Annotated in this window: 20 protein-coding genes and 1 pseudogene; 11 read left to right on the forward strand and 10 right to left on the reverse strand. The window is 72.5% G+C overall.

The features are described 5' to 3' along the window. Nucleotides 1–6 precede the first annotated feature (6 nt). The gene (locus Q7L73_RS09260) at nucleotides 7–972 is read left to right on the forward strand and encodes a MauE/DoxX family redox-associated membrane protein (protein WP_304689048.1); all 966 of its coding nucleotides are present in this window, start codon (nucleotides 7–9) and stop codon (nucleotides 970–972) included. Nucleotides 973–1,109: 137 nt separating this feature from the next. On the opposite strand, the gene Q7L73_RS09265 is transcribed toward Q7L73_RS09260, so the two are convergent. Next, nucleotides 1,110–1,508, reverse strand: coding sequence for a PIN domain-containing protein (locus Q7L73_RS09265; protein ID WP_304689052.1), 399 nt, complete (start codon nucleotides 1,506–1,508; stop codon nucleotides 1,110–1,112). Further along, nucleotides 1,508–1,696, reverse strand: coding sequence for a hypothetical protein (locus Q7L73_RS09270; protein ID WP_304689058.1), 189 nt, complete (start codon nucleotides 1,694–1,696; stop codon nucleotides 1,508–1,510). The genes Q7L73_RS09265 and Q7L73_RS09270 overlap by 1 nt, the downstream gene beginning before the upstream one ends. 83 nt (nucleotides 1,697–1,779) lie before the next feature. On the opposite strand from Q7L73_RS09270, the gene Q7L73_RS09275 reads away from it, so the two are divergent. Next, entirely contained in the window at nucleotides 1,780–2,946 is a 1,167-nt protein-coding gene (locus Q7L73_RS09275) for an aminotransferase class I/II-fold pyridoxal phosphate-dependent enzyme (RefSeq protein ID WP_304689077.1), read from the forward strand. A 34-nt stretch (nucleotides 2,947–2,980) separates the two neighbouring features. On the opposite strand, the gene Q7L73_RS09280 is transcribed toward Q7L73_RS09275, so the two are convergent. Continuing rightward, nucleotides 2,981–4,411 carry a pyridoxal-dependent decarboxylase gene (locus tag Q7L73_RS09280; protein ID WP_304689080.1) on the reverse strand — a complete coding sequence of 477 codons (1,431 nt, stop codon included), beginning with the start codon at nucleotides 4,409–4,411 and terminating at the stop codon, nucleotides 2,981–2,983. An 88-nt stretch (nucleotides 4,412–4,499) separates the two neighbouring features. Here Q7L73_RS09280 and Q7L73_RS09285 point away from each other — a divergent pair, with 88 nt between their 5' ends. Beyond that, the gene (locus Q7L73_RS09285; protein ID WP_304689083.1) at nucleotides 4,500–4,943 is read left to right on the forward strand and encodes an Lrp/AsnC family transcriptional regulator; all 444 of its coding nucleotides are present in this window, start codon (nucleotides 4,500–4,502) and stop codon (nucleotides 4,941–4,943) included. Between the two features lie 7 nt (nucleotides 4,944–4,950). Here Q7L73_RS09285 and Q7L73_RS09290 read toward each other — a convergent pair whose 3' ends face one another. Further along, nucleotides 4,951–5,412, reverse strand: coding sequence for an Lrp/AsnC family transcriptional regulator (locus Q7L73_RS09290; RefSeq protein ID WP_304689086.1), 462 nt, complete (start codon nucleotides 5,410–5,412; stop codon nucleotides 4,951–4,953). A gap of 114 nt (nucleotides 5,413–5,526) precedes the next feature. On the opposite strand from Q7L73_RS09290, the gene Q7L73_RS09295 reads away from it, so the two are divergent. From Q7L73_RS09295 to Q7L73_RS09330, 8 genes and pseudogenes are all read left to right on the forward strand, one after another. Then, complete coding sequence (locus Q7L73_RS09295; protein ID WP_304689089.1) at nucleotides 5,527–6,957, forward strand: cystathionine beta-synthase; 1,431 nt, start codon at nucleotides 5,527–5,529, stop codon at nucleotides 6,955–6,957. After that, the gene (locus Q7L73_RS09300; protein ID WP_304689095.1) at nucleotides 6,958–8,055 is read left to right on the forward strand and encodes a PLP-dependent transferase; all 1,098 of its coding nucleotides are present in this window, start codon (nucleotides 6,958–6,960) and stop codon (nucleotides 8,053–8,055) included. Between the two features lie 45 nt (nucleotides 8,056–8,100). Then, the gene (locus Q7L73_RS09305; protein WP_304689098.1) at nucleotides 8,101–9,708 is read left to right on the forward strand and encodes a Na+/H+ antiporter; all 1,608 of its coding nucleotides are present in this window, start codon (nucleotides 8,101–8,103) and stop codon (nucleotides 9,706–9,708) included. Between the two features lie 21 nt (nucleotides 9,709–9,729). Continuing rightward, entirely contained in the window at nucleotides 9,730–10,380 is a 651-nt protein-coding gene (locus Q7L73_RS09310) for an NADPH-dependent F420 reductase (RefSeq protein WP_304689101.1), read from the forward strand. Nucleotides 10,381–10,403: 23 nt separating this feature from the next. Beyond that, nucleotides 10,404–10,703: pseudogene (locus Q7L73_RS09315) on the forward strand (hypothetical protein); the annotation flags it as partial. Between the two features lie 113 nt (nucleotides 10,704–10,816). Further along, complete coding sequence (locus Q7L73_RS09320; RefSeq protein WP_304689105.1) at nucleotides 10,817–11,623, forward strand: family 1 encapsulin nanocompartment shell protein; 807 nt, start codon at nucleotides 10,817–10,819, stop codon at nucleotides 11,621–11,623. Between the two features lie 220 nt (nucleotides 11,624–11,843). Next, nucleotides 11,844–14,885, forward strand: coding sequence for a hypothetical protein (locus tag Q7L73_RS09325; RefSeq protein ID WP_304689110.1), 3,042 nt, complete (start codon nucleotides 11,844–11,846; stop codon nucleotides 14,883–14,885). Between the two features lie 60 nt (nucleotides 14,886–14,945). Next, the gene (locus Q7L73_RS09330) at nucleotides 14,946–15,305 is read left to right on the forward strand and encodes a hypothetical protein (protein ID WP_304689113.1); all 360 of its coding nucleotides are present in this window, start codon (nucleotides 14,946–14,948) and stop codon (nucleotides 15,303–15,305) included. Nucleotides 15,306–15,309: 4 nt separating this feature from the next. Here Q7L73_RS09330 and Q7L73_RS09335 read toward each other — a convergent pair whose 3' ends face one another. The 6 genes from Q7L73_RS09335 to Q7L73_RS09360 form a co-directional block, all read right to left on the reverse strand. After that, nucleotides 15,310–17,025, reverse strand: a complete 1,716-nt coding sequence (locus Q7L73_RS09335; RefSeq protein ID WP_304689116.1) for a collagen-like protein — start codon at nucleotides 17,023–17,025, stop codon at nucleotides 15,310–15,312. A 108-nt stretch (nucleotides 17,026–17,133) separates the two neighbouring features. Continuing rightward, nucleotides 17,134–18,750 (reverse strand): peptide chain release factor 3, encoded by a 1,617-nt coding sequence (locus Q7L73_RS09340; protein ID WP_304689123.1) that lies wholly within the window; start codon nucleotides 18,748–18,750, stop codon nucleotides 17,134–17,136. Nucleotides 18,751–18,754: 4 nt separating this feature from the next. Beyond that, a complete protein-coding gene (locus Q7L73_RS09345; protein ID WP_304689126.1) occupies nucleotides 18,755–19,972 on the reverse strand; it encodes a low temperature requirement protein A in 1,218 nt (405 codons plus the stop codon). Between the two features lie 9 nt (nucleotides 19,973–19,981). Beyond that, nucleotides 19,982–21,046, reverse strand: coding sequence for an iron ABC transporter permease (locus Q7L73_RS09350; protein ID WP_304689128.1), 1,065 nt, complete (start codon nucleotides 21,044–21,046; stop codon nucleotides 19,982–19,984). Then, nucleotides 21,043–21,801 carry a trans-aconitate 2-methyltransferase gene (locus Q7L73_RS09355; RefSeq protein WP_304689134.1) on the reverse strand — a complete coding sequence of 253 codons (759 nt, stop codon included), beginning with the start codon at nucleotides 21,799–21,801 and terminating at the stop codon, nucleotides 21,043–21,045. Before Q7L73_RS09355 ends, Q7L73_RS09350 begins: the two co-directional genes overlap by 4 nt. Further along, complete coding sequence (locus tag Q7L73_RS09360) at nucleotides 21,798–22,850, reverse strand: ABC transporter substrate-binding protein (protein ID WP_304689137.1); 1,053 nt, start codon at nucleotides 22,848–22,850, stop codon at nucleotides 21,798–21,800. The genes Q7L73_RS09355 and Q7L73_RS09360 overlap by 4 nt, the downstream gene beginning before the upstream one ends. Nucleotides 22,851–22,888 lie beyond the last annotated feature (38 nt).

Below are 22,888 nucleotides of genomic sequence, written 5' to 3' on the forward strand. Positions count from 1 at the left end.
CCTGTCATGGCCGCACTGCTGATCGTCGCGCGGGCCCTGCTCGCGCTCCTGTTCGCCGTCGCCGGCGCGGCCAAGCTGGCCGACCGCGACGGCGCCGCCGAGGCCGCGCGCGGCTTCGGCGTGCCGGCGCGTGCCGCCGGCGCCGTCGCGCTGCTGCTGCCGCTCGCCGAGCTGACGCTGGCGGCGGCGCTCGTGCCGCCGCTGACGGCGCCGTACGCGGCGCTCGGCGCCTGCGCGCTGCTGCTCGGCTTCGCCGCCGCGATCGCGCGCGCGGTGCGTGCCGGCGAGACGCCCGACTGCCACTGCTTCGGCCAGCTCCACTCCGCTCCGGCGGGCCGTGCGACGCTGCTGCGCAACGGGCTGCTGGCCGCGTTGGCGGCCGGGCTCGCGGCGAGCGCGCTGCTGCGCGACGGCGGCGCGCCGTCGCTGATCGGCTGGCTCGGCGACCTCTCCGACGCTGCGCTGGCCGGACTCGGCGCGGCGCTCGTGCTGAGCGTGGCGCTGAGCGCCGTCGCCTGGTTCGGCCTCGAGCTGCTGCGTCAGAACGGCCGCCTGCTGGAGCGGCTCGACGCGCTCGAGACCGCGATGGGGAGGGGCGTCGGGCGCCCTGCCCCCGATGTGCCGCTGACCGACCTCGCGGGCGAGCAGGTCGCGCTGCAGGAGCTGCTCGACGCGCGCAACCCGCTGCTGCTTGTCTTCTCCGACCCGGCCTGCGGCCCGTGCAGAGCGCTGATGCCGGAGGTCGCGGGCTGGCAGCGCGAGCTGACCGACGCGCTCGCGGTCGCCGTCGTCGGCCGCGGCGAGGCGGCGGAGGCGTACGGCGTCGCCGGCACGCCGAGCGCGCTGCTGATCGCCCCCGACGGCACGATCGCCGCCGGCCCGGTCGCTGGCGCGGTGGGGATCCGGGCGCTGGTCGCAGACACGGCCACGCCCGTGAGCGCCGCCGAGCGTCTTTCCGGTGTGTTGGTGTGAACGACCTCGTGCACAGGCGTCACACCAGGTTCGGGTGGGCACGCTCCCCGCATGAGGGGGATCCGGATCGCCGTCGTCGGCGTCGCCGTGGTCGCGCTGCCCCGGCGCCCCGGCCTCCCCCGACGGGCCGGCGCGCGTCAGGCGGCGAGCGGAGCCTCGACCGCGAGCTCGTGGTGGCCGCAGCCGCGGCCGAGCTGCCGATCGAAGGTGAGCACAGCCGCGATCTCATGCTCCTCGCGGAGCACCAGCGCGGCATCGAGATGAATCGCGTCAAGCGTTCGCACGACAGCCGGTTTGACGCAGGAGGCGCGCAGCAGCGCTCCCGAACTTATCGGCAGCAGACGGACCGATTCGAGCAGGTCTTCAGCATCACGCAGCATGCGGTGACGCATCCCGAACCGCCGCAGCTCGACGGCAAGCAACTCGCTCGACCACAGCTGGTCGTACTCCGACATACATCGCTGGATCACCGCCGCGTCGGGCTCGCGCTGGATCAGGCGGGCGAGTGCGGAGGTGTCGACATAGAGACCGGTCATCAGTACAGGCGGTTGCGGTCTTCGGCGAGCATGCGGTCGGTCGTTCCGGCCGGCCAGCGTCTGGCGTCCGGATCGTTGACGATGGCCTCGATCACCGCGAGGAAGTTGCGCTGCGCGGGGGTGGGGGCGGTCGCGCCGAGTCGTCTCGACGGGGTCTCCTTGGGTGGGTCCTTCACGTGCTTTGTCATCGTGAATCGAGTCTCCTCCGCGGCGTGGAGAAGCTCAACACCAGCTGTATTGGATGGCAGAGAGTCCGCTAGCGTGCGGGCGCATGGACGACTCCGTCGCACGTCGGCTGCGGCCGTTCGGGACCACGATCTTCACCGAGATGTCGGCGTTGGCGCAGCGGACCGGGGCGCTGAATCTGGGGCAGGGGTTTCCGGACGAGGACGGGCCGGCGGAGCTGGTCGAGGCCGCGGCGGCGGCGATGCGGGCGGGGCGCAACCAGTACGCGCCGCTGGCCGGGGTGCCGGAGCTGCGGCGGGCGGTCGCGGCGCATCAGCGGCGGCGCTACGGGCTGGAGGTCGACCCCGACGCGGGCGTGCAGGTGACCTTCGGCGCGACCGAGGCGATCGCGGCGGCGCTGCTGGGGCTGCTGGAGCCGGGCGAGGCGGTCGTCGCGCTCGAGCCGACCTACGACTCGTACGGCGCCGCGGTCGCGATGGCCGGCGGGATCCTGCGGCCGGTGACGCTGCACGCGCCCGAGTTCGCACTCGACCTGGAGCGGCTGGAAGCGGCGGCGGCGGGCGCACGCATCCTGCTGCTCAACACGCCGCACAACCCGACCGGGCGGGTGCTCACGCAGGCCGAGCTGGAGGGCGTCGCGCGGATCTGCCGCGAGCACGACCTGATCGCGATCACCGACGAGGTCTACGAGCAGCTCGTCTATGACGACGCCGTCCACGTCCCGCTCGCGACGCTGCCGGGGATGGCCGAGCGGACGCTGACGATCTCCTCCGCGGGCAAGGCGTTCTCCTTCACCGGCTGGAAGATCGGCTGGTGCAGCGGGCCGCCGCGGCTGGTCGCGGCCGCGCGGGCGGCGAAGCAGTTCATGACCTTTGCCGGCGGCACGCCGCTCCAGCACGCCGTCGCGCACGGGCTCGACCACGCCGAGCGGCTCACGACCCCGCTCGCCGCGCAGCTGCAAGCCAACCGCGACGCGCTCGCGGATGGCCTGACCAGCGCCGGCTTCGCGCTCAGCCGCCGCAGCGCCGGCACGTACTTCCTCAACGCCGACGCGGCCCCGCTCGGCGTCACCGACGCCGCCGCCTGGTGCCGCGAGCTGCCGCATCGCGCCGGCGTCGTCGCGATCCCCGCCAGCGCCTTCCACGCGAGCCCGGACAGCGCGCCGACACTCGTCCGCTTCGCCTTCTGCAAGTCGCCGCAGACGATCGCCGCCGCCGTCGAGCGGCTGCAGCGCCTCCGCGGCGCGGGCTGACGGACGCGGCGAGCGCGTCGGCGGCGGGTGCGGGTCAGGCGGCCGCTGACGGCACGGCGGCGAGCGCGCAGGCCAGCTCGTCGACGACCTCAACCACGGCCGCCACGTCGGCGTCGGTCGTGCGGTGGTTGACGAAGCAGGCGCGCAGGCACGGGACGCCGTCGAGCGTCGCGGCGGCGAGGTAGATCCGCCCGTCGGCCTCGATCGCGCGCACCAGCGCGGCGGTCGCGGCGCGGTCGGCGCCGGCGTCGCCGCTCGCGCAGCTGACGTGGCGGAAGCAGAGCGCGGACAGCTCCGGCTCGTGCAGCGGCTCCAGCCGCGGATGGTCGGACAGCAGCCGCCACAGCAGCGCGGCCTGCGCGAGGTTGCGCTCGATCGCCGCGCGGAAGGCGGCGGCGCCGTGGACACGGAAGGCGAGCCACAGCTTCAGCGCCCGCAGCGGGCGCGAGTACTCCAGCGTGCGGTCGACCGGATGGGTCGGCGCGGCGTCGTGCGGCATGTAGCTCTCGCGGTGGCCGAAGGTCCGCTCCAGCGCCGCGCCGTCGCGCACGAGCAGGACGCTGCAGGCCTTCGGCACCGACAGCCACTTGTGCGCGTCGACGGTCGCCGAGTCGACCCGCTCCAGCCCGGCGAACAGCGGCCGCGCGGAGGCGGTCGCGGCCGCCGGCAGGCCGTAGGCGCCGTCGACGTGGAGCCAGACGCAGTGCTCGGCGCAGATGTCGGCGAGCGCGTCGAGCGGGTCGACCGCGCCGGTCAGCGTCGTGCCGGTCGTCGCGACGACGGCGACCGGGACGACGCCGGCGCGCAGGTCGTCGCGCAACGTCTGCGCGAGCGCCGGAGCCGACAGCCGCCGCCGCTCGTCGAGCGGCAGCGCGCGCACGTTGCGCCCGCCGATCCCCAGCAGCTCGGCGGCGCGCCGCACCGAGTAGTGCGCATCGGCCGAGCAGTAGAGCGCGAGCGGCCGGCCGTCGCCGCCGTTCCAGCGGAAGCCCGGCAGCGCCTGCTCGCGCGCCGCCGCCAGCGCGGTCAGGTTGGAGATCGTCCCGCCGGCCGCGAAGACCCCGTCGAACGGCTGCCCGAAGCCGATCAGCTCGGCGAGCCAGCGCAGCGCCTGGCGCTCGAACAGGTCGGCGCCGCCGGTCGCGACGGCGGCGTTGATGTCGTGCGCGGCGGCGAGCGCGTCGCCGAGCACGCCGATCTCCAGCCCCGAGGAGCCGACATAGGCGAGGTAGCGAGGGCGCGGCTGCGACAGCGAGGCGTCGAGCACCTCGGCGGCGAGCGTCAGCGACTCGTCGGCGTCGGCGCCCTGCTCGGGCAGCGGGCCGTCGAGCCGCCGCCGCAGCGCCTCGTTCAACTGCGGCTGGAGCGGCCGCGCGCGGTCGAAATCGCGCCAGCTGTCGAGCACGAGCGAGGCGGCGTGGGCGAGCGCCTGCTCGCGGTCGGGGAGCGCCAGCGGTGAGGTCATGGCGCGACTGTCCCGCCGCACTCGCGCGACGGCAACGAGCGCGCGCGATCCACGCCCGCACGCGCACGAATCGAGCTAGATTCGGACTGTGGCCGGCTCGATTCCCGTCGACGACGTCGACCTCGCGCTGCTGGAGCTGCTGCGCGCCGACGCGCGCACGAGCGTCGCCGACCTCGCCCGTGCGGTCAACCTGTCGCCCGCGCCGGTGCGGCGGCGGATCGACCGGCTCGAGCGCCACGGCGTGATCGCCGGCTACACGACGATCGTCGACGAGCGCCGGCTGGGGCGCGGCGTGGAGGCGTTCGCGGAGCTGCGCGTGCGCGGCGACGCCGACGTCTCGGCCGTGCTGGAGCTGGCGCGGCGGCTGCCGCAGGTGCAGGAGGCGTACAGCTTCGCCGGCGATCCCGACGCGCTCGTGCGGATCGTCGTCGACGACGCCGGCCAGCTGCGCGACGCGATCAACGCGCTGCGCCACGGCGAGGGGATCGTCGCGACGCGTACCCTGCTCGTGCTCGACCGCTGGCGCCGCTGACGCGCCGCTAGACGATCCCGCTCCCGCGCACGACCTCGTAGATCAGGTTCGTCTCCGCGTGCGAGACGGAGGGGTGGCTGGCGAGGTGCTCGACGACGAACTCGCGCAGGTCGTGCGGGTCGGCGGCGGCGACCCACAGCAGGTAGTCGTCGCCGCCGGTCATGTGGAACAGCGACAGCAGCTGCGGCAGCGACCGCACGTGCGCGGTGAAGCCCTCGATCTGCTCGCGCGAGTGGACCGACAGCCGCACGGCGATCAGCGCCTGCAGCGGGCGGCCGAGCGCGGCCGGGTCGATCTCGGCGTGATAGCCGCGGATCACGCCGCGCTCCTGCAGCCCGCGCACGCGCGCGAGGCAGGTCGACGGCGCGATCCCGACCGCGGCGGCGAGACGGGCGTTGGGGAGGCGCGCGTCGGCTGACAGCAGCTCGACGAGGCGGCGGTCGATCGGGTCCAGCGTGGCGTTCTGCATCACGGCCAAAGCCTACCCGTCAAACCGACGATCCTGCGGCGAATCACGTAAATTGCTATCGATTATTCGGACTTCCTGAAACGAGACCGAACGCGGGCTACAGTGGAATGCATGATGAGCGCTCCCAGCAGCAGCACCTCAGCCAGCACCGGACCCGCCATCGCCGACTCGATCCTCGACGCGATCGGACACACCCCGCTCGTGCGGCTGTCGCGCTACGGCGCCGGCCTCACGCCGCAGCTGGTCGCGAAGGTCGAGGCGCTCAACCCCGGCGGGTCGATCAAGGACCGCGTCGCCGTCAAGCTGATCGAGGCGGCCGAACGCGACGGCAAGCTCCAGCCCGGCGGCACGATCGTCGAGCCGACGTCCGGCAACACCGGCACCGGCCTCGCGATCGCCGCGCGCGTCAAGGGCTACCGCGTGATCGCTGTGATGCCGGACAAGATGTCGCGCGAGAAGATCGACCTGCTGCGCGCCTACGGCGCCGAGGTCGTGATCGCGCCGACCGACGTCGCGCCCGAGGACCCGCGCTCCTACTACCGCGTCGCAGACCGCCTCGCCGAGGAGATCCCCGGCGCCTTCCAGCCCAACCAGTACTTCAACCAGGCCAACCCGGACGCGCACGAGGCGTCGACCGGGCCCGAGATCTGGGAGCAGACCGGCGGCAGGATCACGCATCTGGTCGCCGGCGTCGGCACCGGCGGCACGATCACCGGCACCGCCCGCTACCTGAAGCGGATGAACCCCTCGATCGAGGTGATCGGCGCCGACCCGGAGGGCTCGATCTACTCGGCCGGCCCCGGCGACGAGGTCCGCCCGTACCTCGTCGAGGGCGTCGGCGAGGACTTCTGGCCGAAGACCTTCGACCCGGGCATCGTCGACCGCTACGTGCGCGTCAGCGACAGAGACTCGTTCCTCGCCGCGCGCCGGCTGGCGCAGGTCGAGGGGATCCTCGCCGGCGGCTCGGCCGGGACCGCGCTGCAGGCGGCCTACGAGGTCGCGCAGGGGATCGAGGATCCGAACGCGCTCGTCGTCGTGGTCCTGCCCGACGGCGGCCGCAGCTACCTGTCGAAGGTCTTCAACGACACCTGGATGACCGAGCACGGCTTCCTCGACCGCTCCGGCGCCGACCTGCGCGTCGGCGACGTGCTGCGCGCCAAGCAGGCCGACGGCCACGGCCCGGGCCACGGGCTGCCGCCGCTGGTGACCGTCCACGCCCACCAGCAGGTGCGCGACGCGGTCTCGCTGCTGCACGAGCACGGCGTCTCGCAGCTGCCGGTCGTCTCCGCCAGCGACGCGAGCGCGATCGTCGGCTCGGTCGGCGAGCGCGGCCTGCTCGCGCACGCGGTCAACGACCCGTCGCTGCTGAGCGCGCGGATCGTCGAGGTGATGGAGCCGCCGCTGCCCGCGGTCTCGACGGATGATCCGGTGCGCGACGCCGTCACGCTGCTGGCCGGTGACCGTCAGGCGCTGCTGGCGACTGAGGACGGCCAGCCCGCGGGTATCGTCACGCGGACCGACCTGCTCGAAGCGCTCGCCAGATAGATGACCTCGTTCCGCACCCGCGCCGTCCACGCCGGACTGAGACCGGACCCGACCTACGGGTCGGTCGTCCCCGCGATCCACCAGACCTCGACGTTCCGCCAGTCGGCCGTCGGCCAGTTCGTCGGCGACTACGACTACGCCCGCTCCGCCAACCCGACCCGCTTCGCGCTCGAAGAGGCGCTCGGCGAGCTGGAGGGCGGCAGAGCGGTCGCCTTCTCCTCCGGGCTCGCCGCCGCCCACGCGGTGCTCGTCCAGCTCGCCAGAACGGGTGACCACATCGTCCTGCCGTCCGACCTCTACGGCGGCACCTACCGCCTGGTCGACAAGGTGATGACGCAGTGGGGCCTGCGCTACACGCTCGTCGACCAGACCGACGTGGGCAGGCTGCTGGCGGCGATCGAGCCGGGCACGAGACTGGTCTGGATCGAGACGCCGACCAACCCGCTGCTGAACGTCGTCGACGTGCGGCGGGTCGTGGAGGAGGTGGCGGCAAGCCAGCAGGAAGGCGCGCCGACGCCGCTCGTGGTGGTCGACAACACCTTCGCGACGCCGGTCAACCAGCGGCCGCTGGAGGACGGCGCCGACGTCGTCGTGCACTCGACCACCAAGTACCTCGGCGGCCACTCCGACGTCGTCGGCGGCGCGGTGATCGCGAAGGACGAGGCGATCTACGAGCGGATGCGGTTCGTGCAGAACGCGGTCGGCTCCGTTCCCGGCCCGTTCGACGCCTTCCTCGTGCACCGCGGGCTGCGGACGCTGCCGCTGCGGATGGCCGCCCACGCCGAGAGCGCGGCGGCCGTCGTGGAGTACCTGCGGCAGGCGCCCGGCGTCAGCGAGGTCCGCTGGCCCGGCTTCAGCGGCATGGTCTCCTTCCGCCACCCCGACGCGATCGGCATCGCGGAGCGGACGACGCTGTTCACGCTGGCCGAGTCGCTCGGCGGCGTCGAGTCGCTGATCGAGGTGCCGCAGGCGATGACGCACCAGTCGGTCGAGGGCTCCGACGCGGCCGTCCCGGCCGACCTCGTGCGGCTCTCGTGCGGGATCGAGGAGCCGGCAGACCTCGTCGCCGACCTGCGCGCGGCGATCGAAGCCGCCTGAGGATCGCCCACGGCGCTTGCGCCGTGCGCGATCCTTCACGCGGCGATGGAGCACTTGGAGCTGACCCTGCTGGGCCTGCTGCTCGCGGTCGTCGGGCTGACCGCGCTGGCGCGCCTGTGGAACGTGCCGTACCCGATCCTGCTCGTGATCGGCGGCAGCCTGCTCGGCTTCGTGCCGGGCCTGCCGGACGTCCAGCTCGACCCGGATCTGGTGCTGCTCGTCTTCCTGCCGCCGCTGCTGTTCAACGCCGCCTACTTCGCCTCGCCGCGCGACATGAAGCTGCTGTGGCGGCCGATCACACTCAACGCGATCGGGCTGGTCGTGCTGACCGCCGGCGCGGTCGCGCTCGTCGCGCACGCGCTCGTGCCCGGCATGTCGTGGGCGGTCGCCTTCACGCTCGGCGCGATCTGCGCCCCGACCGACCCGCTCGCCGCGACCACGATCGCGCGCAGACTGGGCGTGCCGTCGAGACTGGTGAGCGTGATCGAGGGCGAGTCGCTCGTCAACGACGGCAGCGCGCTCGTGATCTACCGCGTCGCCGTCGCGGCGGCCGTCGGCGGCTCGTTCGACCTGCTCGGCGCCGGCTGGGAGTTCCTGATCAACGTCGCCGGCGGGATCGCGATCGGCGCCGTCGTCGGCTACGCGCTGCTGCCGCTGTTCCGGCGCGCGCTCGCCGACCCGCTCGTCGGCGTGACGCTGTCGCTCGCGGCCGGCTTCCTCGGCTACATCCCGGCCGAGGAGATCGGCGTCTCGGGGGTGCTCGGGGCGGTCACGGTCGGGCTCGTCTGCTGCTGGCACTCGCCGCAGATGACCGACCCGATCTCGCGCGTCACCGGCTACGCCTTCTGGGAGGTGCTCGTCTTCCTCCTCAACGCGCTGCTGTTCGTGCTCGTCGGCTTCCAGTTGCACGACATCTCGACCCACCAGGAGCGCTCGCTGCCGCAGCTGCTCGGCCTCGGCGCGGCCGTCAGCGGCGCGGTGATCGGCTGCCGTCTGCTGTGGCTCAACACGACGCCCTACCTGATCCGCGCGCTTGACCGGCGCCCGCGCCAGCGGCTGCTGCGGCTTGGCTGGCGGCCGCGGATGGTCGGCGCCTGGAGCGGCATGCGCGGCGCCGTCTCGCTCGCGGCGGCGCTCGCGCTGCCGCTCGACTTCCCCGAGCGCGACCTCGTGCTGTTCCTCGCGCTGGCGGTGATCTTCGCGACGCTGGTGCTGCAGGGGCTGACGCTGCCCTGGCTGATCCGGATGCTGAGAATCGAGGATGACGGCGCCGCCGAGCGGGAGGAGCTGATCGCCCGCCGCGCCGCGACCGACGCCGCGATCATGCGGCTGGAGGAGCTGCGCGACGAGCCGTGGACGAGACCGTCGACGATCGACTTCATGCTGCAGAACCTCGACGTGCGCCGCCGCCGGCTGGCGCAGGTCGCCGGCGAGCGGACGCTGGAGGAGGAGGACGGCACGGACCTCAACGTCCACACTGACGCGCGCGCGAGAGTCTCCAAGCAGATGATCGACACCGAGCGCGCCGTCGTCATCGGCCTCCGCAACGACGGCACGATCTCCGACGAGGTGATGCACAGACTGGAGCGCGAGCTGGACCTGCAGGAGCTGGGCCTGGAGCCGTACCGGCTCGCGCGCGGCGAGCAGGGGTGAGCGGCCGGCTATGTTCGGACGATGAGCGAATCCAGCGCAGTCCGCATCGGCATCGGCATCGTCGGCGTCGGCAACATCGGCGGCGCGCTCGCGCGTCACTTCGCGCGCACCGGCCACGAGGTCGCGGTCGCCAACTCGCGCGGGCCCGAGACGCTCGGCGACCTCGTCGCCGAGCTGGGCCCGAGAGCGCGCGCGGTGACCGCCGAGGAGGCGCTGCGCTTCGGCGAGGTCGCGGTCGTCTCGATCCCGCTGCACGCGATCGACCGGCTGCCGGCCGACGGCGTCGCGCCCGGCACGATCGTGATCGACACGAACAACTACTACCCGGGCCGCGACGGCCAGATCGCCGTCCTCGACGACGACAGCAGCACGTCGAGCGAGCTGCTCGCGGCGCGGCTTCCGAGCGCGCGCGTCGTGAAGGCGTTCAACGCGATCTACTCCGCCTGGCTGGCCGAGCGCGGGCTGCCGGCCGGCGACCCGGCGCGGCTCGCGATCCCGATCTCCGGCGACGACGCGGACGCGAAGCGGGTCGTCGGGGAGCTGATCGACGAGATCGGATTCGACGCCGTCGACGCGGGCACACTGGCCGAGGGCGGCCGCAAACACCAGCCGGACACTCCGCCGTACGGTGCGGAGGCAGGCGCCGAGCAGCTGCGCAGGCTGCTCGGCTGAGGAACGACCAGGAGGAGACGCCGATGGGCTTCGACCAGTACCACGAGCCGCCGGAGGAGCTGTCGCCGCAGACACGCACCTTCGCGCGCATGTGCGCCTCGCTGACCGAGGAGGCGGAGGCGATCGGCTGGTACGAGCAGCGGCTCGCGGTCGAGCCCGACGCGGAGGCGCGAGCGATCATGAGCGACGCGCAGGGCGAGGAGTTCAAGCACTTCGCGATGGACCTCGAGTACCTGCTGCGGCGCACGCCGCGCTGGCGCGAGATCGCGCACGGCGTGCTGTTCCAGGGCGGCGACATCGTCGAGCACGGCGAGGCGGCCGAGGCGGCCAGCGGCGACGAGGGCGGCGGCGCCGAGGCGGCCGGGCCGGCGGCCGGCGCAAGCGGCCCGAGCGGCGACGGCTCGCTCGGGATCGGAAGCCTGAAGGGAGCGACGCTGTGAGTCATCTGCTGCGAGAGCACGCGCCGATCACCGACGCCGGCTGGCGCGAGATCGACACGGAGGCGCGCGAGCGGCTGACGCCCGCGCTCGCCGGCCGCAAGCTGGTCGACTTCGCCGGCCCGTTCGGCTGGGAGCGCTCGGCGACCAACCTCGGCCGCGTCGCGCCGCTGGACGGCGAGCCGGTCGAGGGCGTCGTCGCGCAACAGCGGCGGGTGCTGCCGTTCGTCGAGCTGCGGGCGCCGTTCACCGTCGCGCGCAGCGAGCTGCGCGACCTCGACCGCGGCGCCGTCGACGCCGACTTCGACGCGCTCGACGCGGCCGCGACGAGAATCGCCGTCGCCGAGAACGTGGCGATCTTCCACGGCCTCGGCAGCGCCGGGATCGCCGGCCTCTGCGACGAGTCGTCGCATCCGCCGATCGCGCTCGGCGACGACGCCTACGACCGCTACCCGACGCACGTCGCGAGAGCGGTCGAGATGCTGCTGTCGGCCGGGATCGAAGGGCCGTACGGGATCGCGCTCAGCCCGGAGGCGTACACCGGCGTGATCGAGACGACCGAGCGCGGCGGCTACCCGCTGCTGGACCACCTCAAGAAGATCGTCGGCGGCCCGCTCGTGTGGGCGCCGGGCGTGCGCGGCGCGGTCGTCGTCTCGCTGCGCGGCGGCGACCTCCGGTTCGAGTCGGGCCAGGACCTGTCGGTCGGCTACGACAGCCACGACGGCGAGGTCGTCAACCTCTACCTGGAGGAGAGCTTCTCCTTCCGTGTCGCGACGCCCGAGGCGGCCGTCGCGCTGACGCCCTGATCACCATCAAACAGGAATAAGTTGCCTTACGGTAGGAACGTTCAGCCGGGCGTGCCGGTTCCCGTGCAGAACCTCCTCCCGCACAGGCCCGTCACCGGCGGAGCCGTACGGTCGCGCTCTCGGCGCGGGAAAGCCGTGCCGCTATCGAGGGGAACAGATGGCAAGCCCGATCCGAGTCAGGGATCTGACGGGCCTCCGGAGCTGTCTCGGCGCCACGTTCGTGGCGCTCGCGACGCTGTCGGGGACGGCAGGCGCGCAGGACGTCACGCTCGACAGCGCGGCGGAGACGATCGACAACTACGCCGGCGAGTACTGCGAGATCATCGACGGGTCGTCGGCGAACAGCGCTCGCTGTCACCCTGCTACGCCGTTGATCGTCGGGCGCGACGGCGGTCGCCGGCACCGTCTGCTCGTCCACGTCGTTCCGGGTGTGCCGGCAGGCGCGCTCGTCCTGTCGGCCGGCCTCAAGCCGCTCTACGCTCAGCAGACCGCGAGAGCCGACGGGCAGATCGCGGTCCATGCGCTGACGCGCGGCTTCAGCGCGCAGGCGACGTGGAACCAGGCAACCTCCTCAGCGCTCTGGACGACGCCCGGAGGTGACGTCGAGACGCCGGCCGTGACGGACCGGAGCGTGCCGCAGGCGGCGTACGGGAACCGCGTGTGGTTCGGCGTCTCCGAGCCGGTCCAGCGAGTCGCGAGCGGCAGAGCGACGGCCACCGACGTGCTGTTGAAGGCGGTCGACGAGAACCAGCCGCTCGGGATCGGCTTCGAGAGATTCCTGCTGAGAACGTGGTACGCGGAGCGGACCGGGTTCGCGCCGTCACAGACCTACGAGCGGTTCGCCCTCAGCGACGGGACGGTCGTCGCCGTCAACGTCGGAAACGGCAACGTCGTCGTTCAGTCTGACGACATCAGATTCACCGGCGGGCAGGGCACGTTCCCGCTCTCCCGGTATTTCAACAGCCTCGCGCCCGGAACCGGCGGCACGTTCGGCGCGGGCTCTCGCGGAGACATCGGCTCGATCGCGCTGCAGCGCAACGCCGACGACGGTTCGTACGTCCTCTTCGGCCCCGGGGCCGCCGACGGCGTCTTCCGGCGCAACGCGGACGGCTCGTTCACCGCGCCGGACGGCCTCGAGGCGACGTTGACGGAGCAGAGAGAGGGCACAGTCACGATCCAGTTCCACGAAGTTCCGGACATCTGGACCTTCGATGCCTCGTCGCCATCGCAGCGGCTCGTGAAGATCACTGCCGACTACGGCTACGAGATGAATGCCTCCTACGGACTGAACGGCGTCGTGAGAATGACCGACACCGACGGCCACAGCGCGACGTTCGGCTATGACGGATCGGGCGACATGCGCACGATCACCGACGAGAACGGCGCGGTGCGCAGATACGCCTATGACGGCGATCACCGGCTTGTCGAGTACGCACCGCCGAGCGGCTCCTCGACCAGATACGCCTACGACGGGCTCGGGCGCCTCACGCGCATCGGGCTGCCCGACGCGAGCGCACTCAGAATCGGGTGGATCGGCACGACGCTGAAGCCGGCGACCGTGACGCCGGTCTCGAACACCGGCGTCGATCAACCGTCGACGTCGTTCGCCTGGGCGACCGGCTTCGATCCGGTCCCGGCCAGAACGACGACGGTGGCGCCGCCCGCGGGCGGAAGCAAGACGTACTTCTACAACGATGATCTCGTCGTCGATCTCGTCCAGCCGGGCACCGCGCCCGCGCTGGCGACGAGCGGGCAGTTGCCGGCGCTCAACGGGGGGTATGACAGAGGCATCGCGCCGTACTCGGTCGACGCGAGTGCGGCCGATGCGACCGGCGGGGTGAGACGGTTCACGCTCAAGGTCGACGGCACGCTCGTGAGAACGCTCGACAACTGCTGCGGCACCGCCTCGTGGACGCGGCTCAGCGGTCAACTCGCATACGACCCGTCGTCGCTCAGAGAGGGCAGACACACGTTCACGACGGAGGCGGTTGACGACAACAGCACGACCTCGTCGGAAAGTTGGACCGTCTTCATCGACCGCACCGCACCGCTCGCGGCGAGAGGGTTCACGAGCTATCTCGATCCCGACACTGGCGCCGCGGAGCTCGACTGGGACCCCGGTGGCGATCCCGCGCTCGCGGACGGCACCCCGGGAAGCGGCGGCGGCTCGTACAGATTCCGCTACAGACGAGCCGGCGGCGCGTGGTCCGACTGGGCCGAGATGACCGCCGACGGACTCTCCCTGCCCGGCTCCTTCGTCGGCGAGACGATCGTGGTCGAGACGCAGGCGATCGACAGCGCCGGCAACGTCGGATCGGTCCTCTCGCACAGCTTCACGATCGCCAATCCGCCGGCTGACAGAAAGATGACGTTCGTGATCGGCGACGCGGACGCGAGAGAGTCCTACTCCTGGGCCCCGACCCTCGCCGCGGGCCAGTCGCTGAGACTGGTGAACGGCGGTGACGAGGTCGTCGTCGTGGACGGCGCCGGCGTCCAGCAGTACGTGCTGACGTCGACCTGGGCCAAGGACGCCACCGAGAGATCGCTGGCCTACAGATACTCGCTCAACGGCAACCAGCTGACCGTGACGGTCGGCCACAGAGTGGCCGACGTCTTCTATCCCGTCGTCGTCGACACCAACAGAACGATCTGGAACGACGTCTCCTACCGTCGCCTCGTGCGGCAGCTCGACGACCTTCGCTCCGCACAGGACGGGCCGTCGCTGCTCGCGAACGGAGCGTCGGTCAACCGGCCCAACAAGACGGAGATCATCCTCTGCGTCAGATACGCCGACATCTGCGACGGCCTCGCGACCGATCGCGACATCGCCGAGCGGGTCACCGACGGCGTCTTCGGGAGAGGAGCGAAGGGGGAGGATCGCACGCGCGCGAACGCCTTCAAGCACGCCTACTGGACCGGGATCATGGCGGGCACGGCCGGGCGCGCGTATGGCGACACCGAGCCGGCGTGGCTGATGGCCGCGGCGCATGAGGCCAACGACCTCACGTCGCTGCCGGCGCGGATGGATCTGCACAACGACAGAGTCGGCCACGACTTCGTCGCGTCGAAGCCGTTCAGAACCAGCAACGGCACACCACGGTACGGCACCGATCGCGAGATCTGCCGTGAGATCCGGGAGCACGCCGCCGTCGCGGTGCTCAGCAGCGATCGGCGTCGCTGGCCGTCGAGAGGCCTCGTCTTCATCGACAACTCGGGACGGAGACTGCCCGCGTTGAGAGAGCCGTGCAGATCGGCGGGGTGAGCCGAGATCGCCTGGTTCAAGAACCGGACAACGGTCGTCGCGGCTCTGGCGGGCACGTTCGTGCTCGCCGGAGCCGTGCTGTGGATCGCCCGCGACGACGCGCCCGCGTGCGATCGGCATCGCTTCGACGCCGGTGCTTGGCACGACGCGCGCGTCGTGCCGACGCGGCTCGAGGCACGCCGGTGGCGGTCGCTCGGTCGCTCGACCGCTGCGTGTGCCGTACCGGCCGGGTCGACCGACCGGGAGGTCCGCCAGCGGCTCGGGCGTCCCACCTATCGATCCCGCGACGCTCGCGACCGCCTCGAATGGACCTATCTGATCGGCCGTGAGTTCGAGGCGGCGCCAGGCGGCGCGGTGACAGTCTGGTTCGCGCCGTCGAAGCGCGTCGAGGAGACGCGCTTCGACCTTGGCGGCGACTAGCGGATCAGCGCTCGGAGGCGAGCTTCGGGTGGCCGGCCGAGGCGCGCGCGCCGCCCTCGCCCATCGTCGGTCTGATCCCGCGGTTGACGGCCTGCGAGGCAGGCTTGCCGTAGAGCGTCGGGTCGAGGTAGCGGCCCTTCGCCGCGCCGGTCTTGGCGGTCACGGCTCTGATCGCGTCCTGGCTGGCCTGCGGGTCCTTGCGGACGCCGATGACCGACCACGAGACCTTCGTCCGCGGATGCTCGGAGCGGATCTGGAACGAGCCGTCGCCGCCGACCTCGCGGCTGACGATCACCTGGCCGAACTGGCCGATCGGCGTGAGCTGATAGCGCCAGTCGCGCGCGATCGCGGTCGCGTAGCTCTTCAGCTGCACGGTCGCGCGGCCGCTGTCGTCGGTCGTGACGTTGCCGCTGTATGTCACCTGCAGGCTGTCGGTCTCCAGCGGCGTGTGCGTGAGCGTGCGCTGCGATGGGGCGCGGGGGTCGTCGATCTTGAAGCCGGACTTGGTGCCGGTGACGGTCAGGTCGCCTTCGATCGTGACGCCGCCTCTGAAGTAGGCCGCGTTGGTTCTGCCCTGCGCGAAGAGGGCGTTGCCGTTGCCGTTGGTGACGGCTTCGAGGGCGTTGTCGTTGTTGGCGGCGTTGACGTTCTCGGCGCGGACGCCGGTGCCGGTGCCGCCCGAGATGCCGGCCTGGCCGATCACGCCGATCGCGCCGTTCGGATCCGTGACGAAGCCGCGGACGCCGAAGCCGCCGGTGCCGTCGTGGCGGCCGACGACGGCGCCTATCCCGTTGCATCTGCCTATGTTTCTCTCGCAGATCGCACCGTTCTGACGCGCGACGACCGCCTCGCCAGAGGAGGAGTCGCCGATCAGGGCCGCGGCCGATATCGAGCCGGTGACGCCCCAGATCGAATTGCCCCCGACGGTGTTGGCGAAGACGCCGGGGCCGACGCCGTTGTGCTGGACGCTGATCGCGCGCGCGCCGGAGATGTTCGGCATCGTCACGTCGATCCCGTTGCCGGTGCCCGAGTGGTTGACCGAGAGCGCGGTCGAGCTGTTGGAGGGGTCGGTGACCGTGGCGGTGATCGCCTCTCCGGTGGGGTTGCCCTGGGCGACTCTGAGCGGCGCTCTGATCGTCCCGGTGAGCGGGTCGTCGCATCTGACCGTGCCGTCGGCGTTGACCGCCTGCATGTACTGGCCGGTGGTGCAGGTGCCGCTGACGCGCTGCTGGTAGAAGCTGGCGGCGTTGCCGTCGAGGAACTCCGCGTCGAGGCCCGAGCCGGGGCCGTCGACCGTCAGCAGCTTCGCGAGGATCTGGGCCGGCGTGTCAGGGGAGCCTTCTCTGCCGGCGGGGCCGACAGGACCGATGGGACCGACCGCGCCCTGCGGGCCGACGGCGCCTGCCGGGCCCTGCGGTCCGGTCGCGCCGTCTCTGCCGGGCGCCCCGATTCTGCCTGGCGTGCCTCTCGCGCCTCTGGGCCCGCGTTGACCCGCTCTGCCCGAGACGTCCCACGAGATCTTGAACTGGTCGCTTGGGCAGCGCGCGTTCTTGGTCGTGAGGTTGAGCGTGTTGTACTCCGACGTGACGCAGGCGTAGAGGCGTCTCGGAGCCGACGCGGCGTCGGCGGCGGCGGGCGCGAAGGCGAGGGCCCCTGCGACCGCGCACGGAATGAGTGCGAGCGCCGTATGCCGTCGCGGCGCACGTGAACGTGCGGTCATGCACGCGACTTTCCTCCGTCCGGAGGCCGCTCCTCCATGGGTAAGAGTGCTGACGCGCCAGTATTGGACCTTTGTCCTACCGCTGTAAGGATCCTGGCGCGTCGGCGCTCAGCGCGTCAGCAGGCGATCGAGCGTGATCTCGGGGTGATCGCGCTCCAGTCGCTGCAGCACGAACTCGCTGCGGAAGACGGCGAGGTGGGTGCCGTCGGCGCGCACGAGCACCTCGGCGCCGGTCGCCTGGCGGACGATCGGCACGTCCTCTGGCTCGGTCCGGCGGGCGACGTTCCAGGGCGCCTCCTCCAGCCGCACGGAGGCGTTGAACTCGTTCTCCATGCGGTTGACGGCGACGTCGAACTGGAGCCGGCCGACGCCCGCGAGCACCGGCACCGGGTCACCGGCGGCCTCGCGTCGGAGCACGTGCACGACGCCCTCCTCGTCGAGCTGCTCGAGTCCGCGGCGGAACTGCTTGTAGCGCGACACGTCGGCGTTGCGGACGAACATGAAGAACTCCGGCGCCAGCGACGGGATCGCCGGGAAGCGGGCCGGCTCGTCGAGGTAGAGCGTGTCGCCGACGCGCGTGTCGGCGGCGCCGACGATCCCGACGACGTCGCCCGGGAAGGCCTCCTCCATCAGCGAGCGCTCGCGGCCGAAGACCTCGTGCGCGTGCGCCATCGCGAGCGAGCGGTTGGTGCGCTCGTTCGTCACGCGCATGCCGCGCTCGAAGCGGCCGGAGCAGATCCGCACGAACGCGATCCGGTCGCGGTGGCGCGGGTCCATGTTCGCCTGCACCTTGAAGACGAGCCCGGAGAACGGCTGCTCCAGCGCGCGTGCGCCGGCCGGCTCGCCGGCGGCGTCGATCTCGCGCCGCGGCGACGGCGCCGGGGCGAGGTCGACCAGCGCTCTCAGCAGCGGCCCGACGCCGAAGTTGGAGACGGCCGAGCCGAAGAACAGCGCCGTCGTCTGGCCGCTGCGGAAGGCCGCGTCGTCGAACTCCTCGTCGACCGCGTCGAGCAGCTCCAGCTCCTCGCGCGCGGTCGCCCACGCCTGGTCGTCGTCGGAGGCGCCGGAGGCGTCGAGGATCTCCTCGGGCGCGATCGTCGCGCCGCCGCTCGTGCGCGTGAAGCGGTGGAACAGTCTCGATCTGCGATCGATCACGCCCTCGAAGGCGCCGGGGATGCCGACCGGCCAGTTGACCGGGATCGCCTCCAGGTCGAGCACCTTGGAGAGGTGGTCGAGGATCTCCAGCGGCTCCATGCCGGGCCGGTCGTACTTGTTGACGAACGTCAGCAGCGGGATTCTGCGCGCCCGCGCGACCTCGAACAGCCGCAGCGTCTGCGGCTCGACGCCCTTCGCCGCGTCGATCAGCATCACGGCCGCGTCGACGGCGGACAGCACGCGCAGCGTGTCCTCGGAGAAGTCCTTGTGGCCAGGGGTGTCGAGCAGGTTGAAGACGTGGCCCTCGTAGTCGAAGCGCAGCACCGTCGAGGAGACGGAGATGCCGCGTCTGCGCTCCAGCTCCATCCAGTCGGAGGTGACCTCGCGTCTGCCCGATCTCGCCTTCACCGAGCCGGCCTCGCCGTGCAGCGCGCCGGCGTACAGCAGCAGCTTCTCGGTCAGCGTCGTCTTGCCGGCGTCCGGGTGGGAGATGATCGCGAACGTGCGCCGACGCGCCGCCTCGGCGGCGATCGCTCCGGCCGCCGCGGGGGCGAGTGGCGTGCTGCTCATGCCCTCAGGATGGCAGGCTCTGCTGGTTCAGCGCGTCGAGCGGCGTCGGCTCCCCGCGCGCGGAGCGCCTGCGCCCGCTGACGTACTCGGAGGCGATCACCGCGATCAGGACGGCCAGCACCAGCAGCGCGACGACGAGCGCCGAGGCCCACGCGCCGAAGACGAGCCCGACGACGACGCAGGCGAGCGCGCCGGCCGGCCGCTTCCAGCCGGGCGAGCCGGTCAGCCGCCAGCGGAAGAGCGAGTGGGCGAGCAGGTAGATGGCCGGGCCGGCGACGCTGATCGCGACCTCCTTCCCGGGCAGCACCTCGCCCGGGTGGGCGATCGTCAGCTCGTCGCCGACGGCGGAGACGATCACGCCCGCGATCAGCAGCACGTGCAGGTAGGTGTAGCCGTCGCGCGCGAGCTTCGTCCGCTCCTCGCTCAGCTCCAGCCGCCGCTCGGCGATCGTCGCGACGTAGTTGAAGTAGAGCCACCACATCGCCGCCGTCGTCAGGAACGCGACCGCGAACGCGAGCACGCGCTCGCCGCTCAGCTCCAGCTCGGAGGTCGGCGCGCCGGTCAGCACGATCGACTCGCCCAGCGCGATGATCACGAACAGCTGGAAGCGCTCGGCGAAGTGCGAGGTCTGCACGTCCCACGCCTGGCTCGCGCCGCGGCCCTTGCCGGGCAGCCAGTAGAGGTGCAGCGGCGCGGTCCAGTCGATCAGCAGCGCGATGAGCCACAGCAGCGTCCGCGGCGTCCCCTCCTCTGCCAGTCCGCCGGCGATCCAGAAGAGGCCGGCGATCGCGAACCAGATCAGGATCCGCTCGGCTCGCTCGCGCTCCGGCGTGCCGCGCTCGTGCGCGGCGAAGGCGAGGAAGGCGTGACGGCCGCATTGGATCGCGACGTAGGCGCCGGCGAACAGCAGCGCCCGGTCGCCGAACGCCTCCGGGATCGCGACCGCCATCAGCAGCGACGCCAGCATCACCGCGATCAGCATCAGCCGCACGACGACCGACTCGGGGTCGAGCTCGTTCGTGACCCAGGTCGTGTAGTTCCACGACCACCAGACGGCCATCAGCACGAGCGCCGACTGCCCGACGCCCTCCCACGTGAGGTGGTTCAGCAGCAGGTGCGAGACCTGCGTGACGGAGAAGACGAAGACGAGGTCGTAGAACAGCTCGAGCGAGGTCGCCCGCTGTCTCTCGGGATCGCCCGGCGCGCGCTGGAAACGGCTCATGCGCGGAGCCTAGCCCCGCCGGCCCGCCCGCGCGAGGATCGCGGCGAAGGCGGGGACGCCGAGCAGCGCCGTGACGACGCCGACCGGCAGCTCCTGCGGCGCGAACAGCGTGCGCGCGGCGGTGTCGACCCAGACGAGGAAGATCGCGCCCGCGAGCGCGGTCGCCGGCAGCAGGCGGCGGTGGAGCGGGCCGACGAGCATCCGCGCGGCGTGCGGCAGCGCCAGCCCGACGAAGCCGATCGCGCCGGCGGCGCTGACCAGCACCGCCGTCAGCAGCGCGGTCACGACCAGCAGCAGCACGCGCACGCGGCCGACCTCGACGCCGAGCGCGCTGGCGGTGTCCTCGCCGAAGGCGAGCGCGTCGAGCGCCGTCGTCTGCGTCATGCACAGCAGCAGGCCGGCGCCGCAGACGGCGGCGCACAGCGCGACGTCGCTCCAGCCGGCCCCGCTGAGCGAGCCGAGCAGCCAGAACATCACGCCGCGCGTCTGCTCGGCGTCGGCGGAGGAGAAGACGACGAAGCTGGTCAGCGCGGCGAACAGCTGCGTGCCGGCGACGCCGGCCAGCACGACCCGCTCGGTGCCGCCGCCGGCCAGCGCCGCCAGCGCGAGCACGAGCGCGAAGGCGACGAGCGCGCCGGCGAAGGCGCCGGAGGAGAGCCCGATCGCGCTGCCGCCGAGCCCGGCGACGATCACCAGCACGGCGCCGGTCGAGGCGCCGGAGGAGATCCCGAGCACGAACGGGTCGGCGAGCGGATTGCGCAGCAGCGACTGCAGGATCGCGCCGCACAGCGCCAGTCCGGCGCCGCAGACCGCCGCCAGCAGCGTGCGCGGCAGCCGCAGCTCCCAGACGATCCCCTCGCGGATCCGCGACAGCCCGGCGTCGCCGAGGCCGAGGTGCTGGCCGATCACCGCGTAGACGTCGGTCAGCGCGATGTCGGCCGGCCCGATCGCGATCGCGGCCGCGATCGACAGCAGCAGCGTCGCGATCCCCGCCAGCGCGAGCGCGGCCAGCCGTCCCCGTCCGCGGCCGGTGCCGCGTCGCGAGGAGGCCGGCCGCGCCCGCGCCGCGGTCACTTGAAGCCGGCCACGACGTAGTCGTCGAGCAGCTGCCAGACGGTTCCCGCCTCGGCGAAGCCGGCCTGCGCCAGCGCCGCGAGGTGGAGGTCGACCGCGGTCGGGGGCGGCGGCGGGCGGTGGTCGAAGCGGGCCGACCGCTCGGCGGCCAGCGCGGCGCCGCCGTCGATCGCGTGCGCCCGCTCCCACCAGGCGTCCCAGCTCGGCGCGCCGGCCGCCCACGCCGCCTGCTGGGTCGCCGTGTCGTGCGCGGCGGCCAGCGCGCGCAGCGTCGGCGTGCGGCCGTCGAAGCGGAAATGGTCGCCGTTGAGCAGCCCGCCGCCGTCGGCCAGCAGCTCGGCCGCCTGGCCATAGAGCCGCACGAGCCTGTCGGGGAAGAGCCAGTGCAGCGCGGTCGTCGAGACGATCGCGTCGGGGCGCGCGCCGCCGAGCGCCGCGCGCACGGCGGCCGGCCAGCCGGCGTCCTCGAGGTCGGCGTCGAGCAGCGTCAGGCGGCCGTCGTGGCGCGGGGCCAGCTCGCGCCGCGCCAGCTCCAGCAGCAGCGGGTCGTGGTCGACGCCGAGCACGCGCGCGCCGGGCAGCGCCGCCAGGATCCGCGCGCTCAGCGAGCCCGGCCCGCAGGCGAGGTCGACGACCAGCGGCGCCGGCCCGCAGTGCAGCTCGACCAGCGACGCGATGATCGCGAAACGGCCCTCGCGATCGGCGATGTACGCCGCCTGCTGGTCGTCCCAGGCCGGCAGCAGCGGCTCGCTCATCTGCCCGCCAGGCCGAGTCTGCGGAGCCCGTCGGCGACCGTCTCGACGGCGTCGACGTTGCGCAGGCCGGGGTCCATGTCGGAGCCGGCGAGCACGATCCAGCGTCTCTCGCGGACCGCCGTCAGGCGCTTGGCGACCGGGTCGGACTCGAGGAATCTGATCTTCGCCTCCGCGCTGTCGCCGTCGTCGCCGCGCGTCAGGTCGGCCAGCACGAGCACGTCGGGGTCGCGCTCCAGCAGCGATTCCCAGCCGATCTCCGGCCACAGCTGTCTGTTGTCCTCGAAGGCGTTTCTGGCGCCGACCGCGCGCGTCACGATCCCGGGCGCGCCGCAGCAGCCGGCGATGTACGGCGCCTTCGTCGCCGAGTACCACCAGGCGAGCGAGACGTCGCTCGCGTCGAGGCCGCCGGCCGCTCTCGCGAGCCGCGCTCTGAGTGACTCGACCAGCTGCGCGCCTCTCTGCTCGATCCCGAAGATCTGCGCGAGATCGCCGATCTCGGCGAACATGTCGTCGATCGTCAGCGCCGCGTCCTGCTGGGCCGTCTGGCCACCGCACTCGCTGGAGGACTGGTACGTCGCGACGCCGAGCTGCTCGAAGCGATCGCGCGGGGCGACGCCCTCGTCGGTGAAGGAGTAGTCGAAGGTCGCGTAGACGAAGTCGGGCTCGGTCTTCAGCACGCGCTCGAACGAGGCGAAGTCTCTGCTGAGGACGGGGACTCTCGCGTTGGCCGCCGCGAGCGCGGGCGCGACCGGGTCGTTCCAGGAGACGCTGCCGACCATCCTGTCGGCGAGCCCGAGCGTCAGCAGCAGCTCGGTCGCCGGCTGGTTGACCGAGACGACGCGCTCCGGCGCCTGCTCGACCCGCACCTCGCGCGCGCAGTTTCTGAGCACGACGGGGTAGGTCGTCGCGGCGGCGGTCGTGGTCGTGCTCGCGCCGGTGGAGGCGGCGGTCGCGGAGGGCGAGTCGTCGCCGCAGGCGGCGAGCGGCAGCGCGACGGCGAGCGCGGCAGCAGCGGAGAGGAGCGGGACGGTGGGGACGCGTGGACGCACGCGAGGCCTTTCGATCTGGAACCCGGGCGCGGGGTCCG

The sequence above is a fragment of the Conexibacter sp. CPCC 205762 genome, assembly GCF_030646155.1.
Classification (GTDB): domain Bacteria; phylum Actinomycetota; class Thermoleophilia; order Solirubrobacterales; family Solirubrobacteraceae; genus Conexibacter.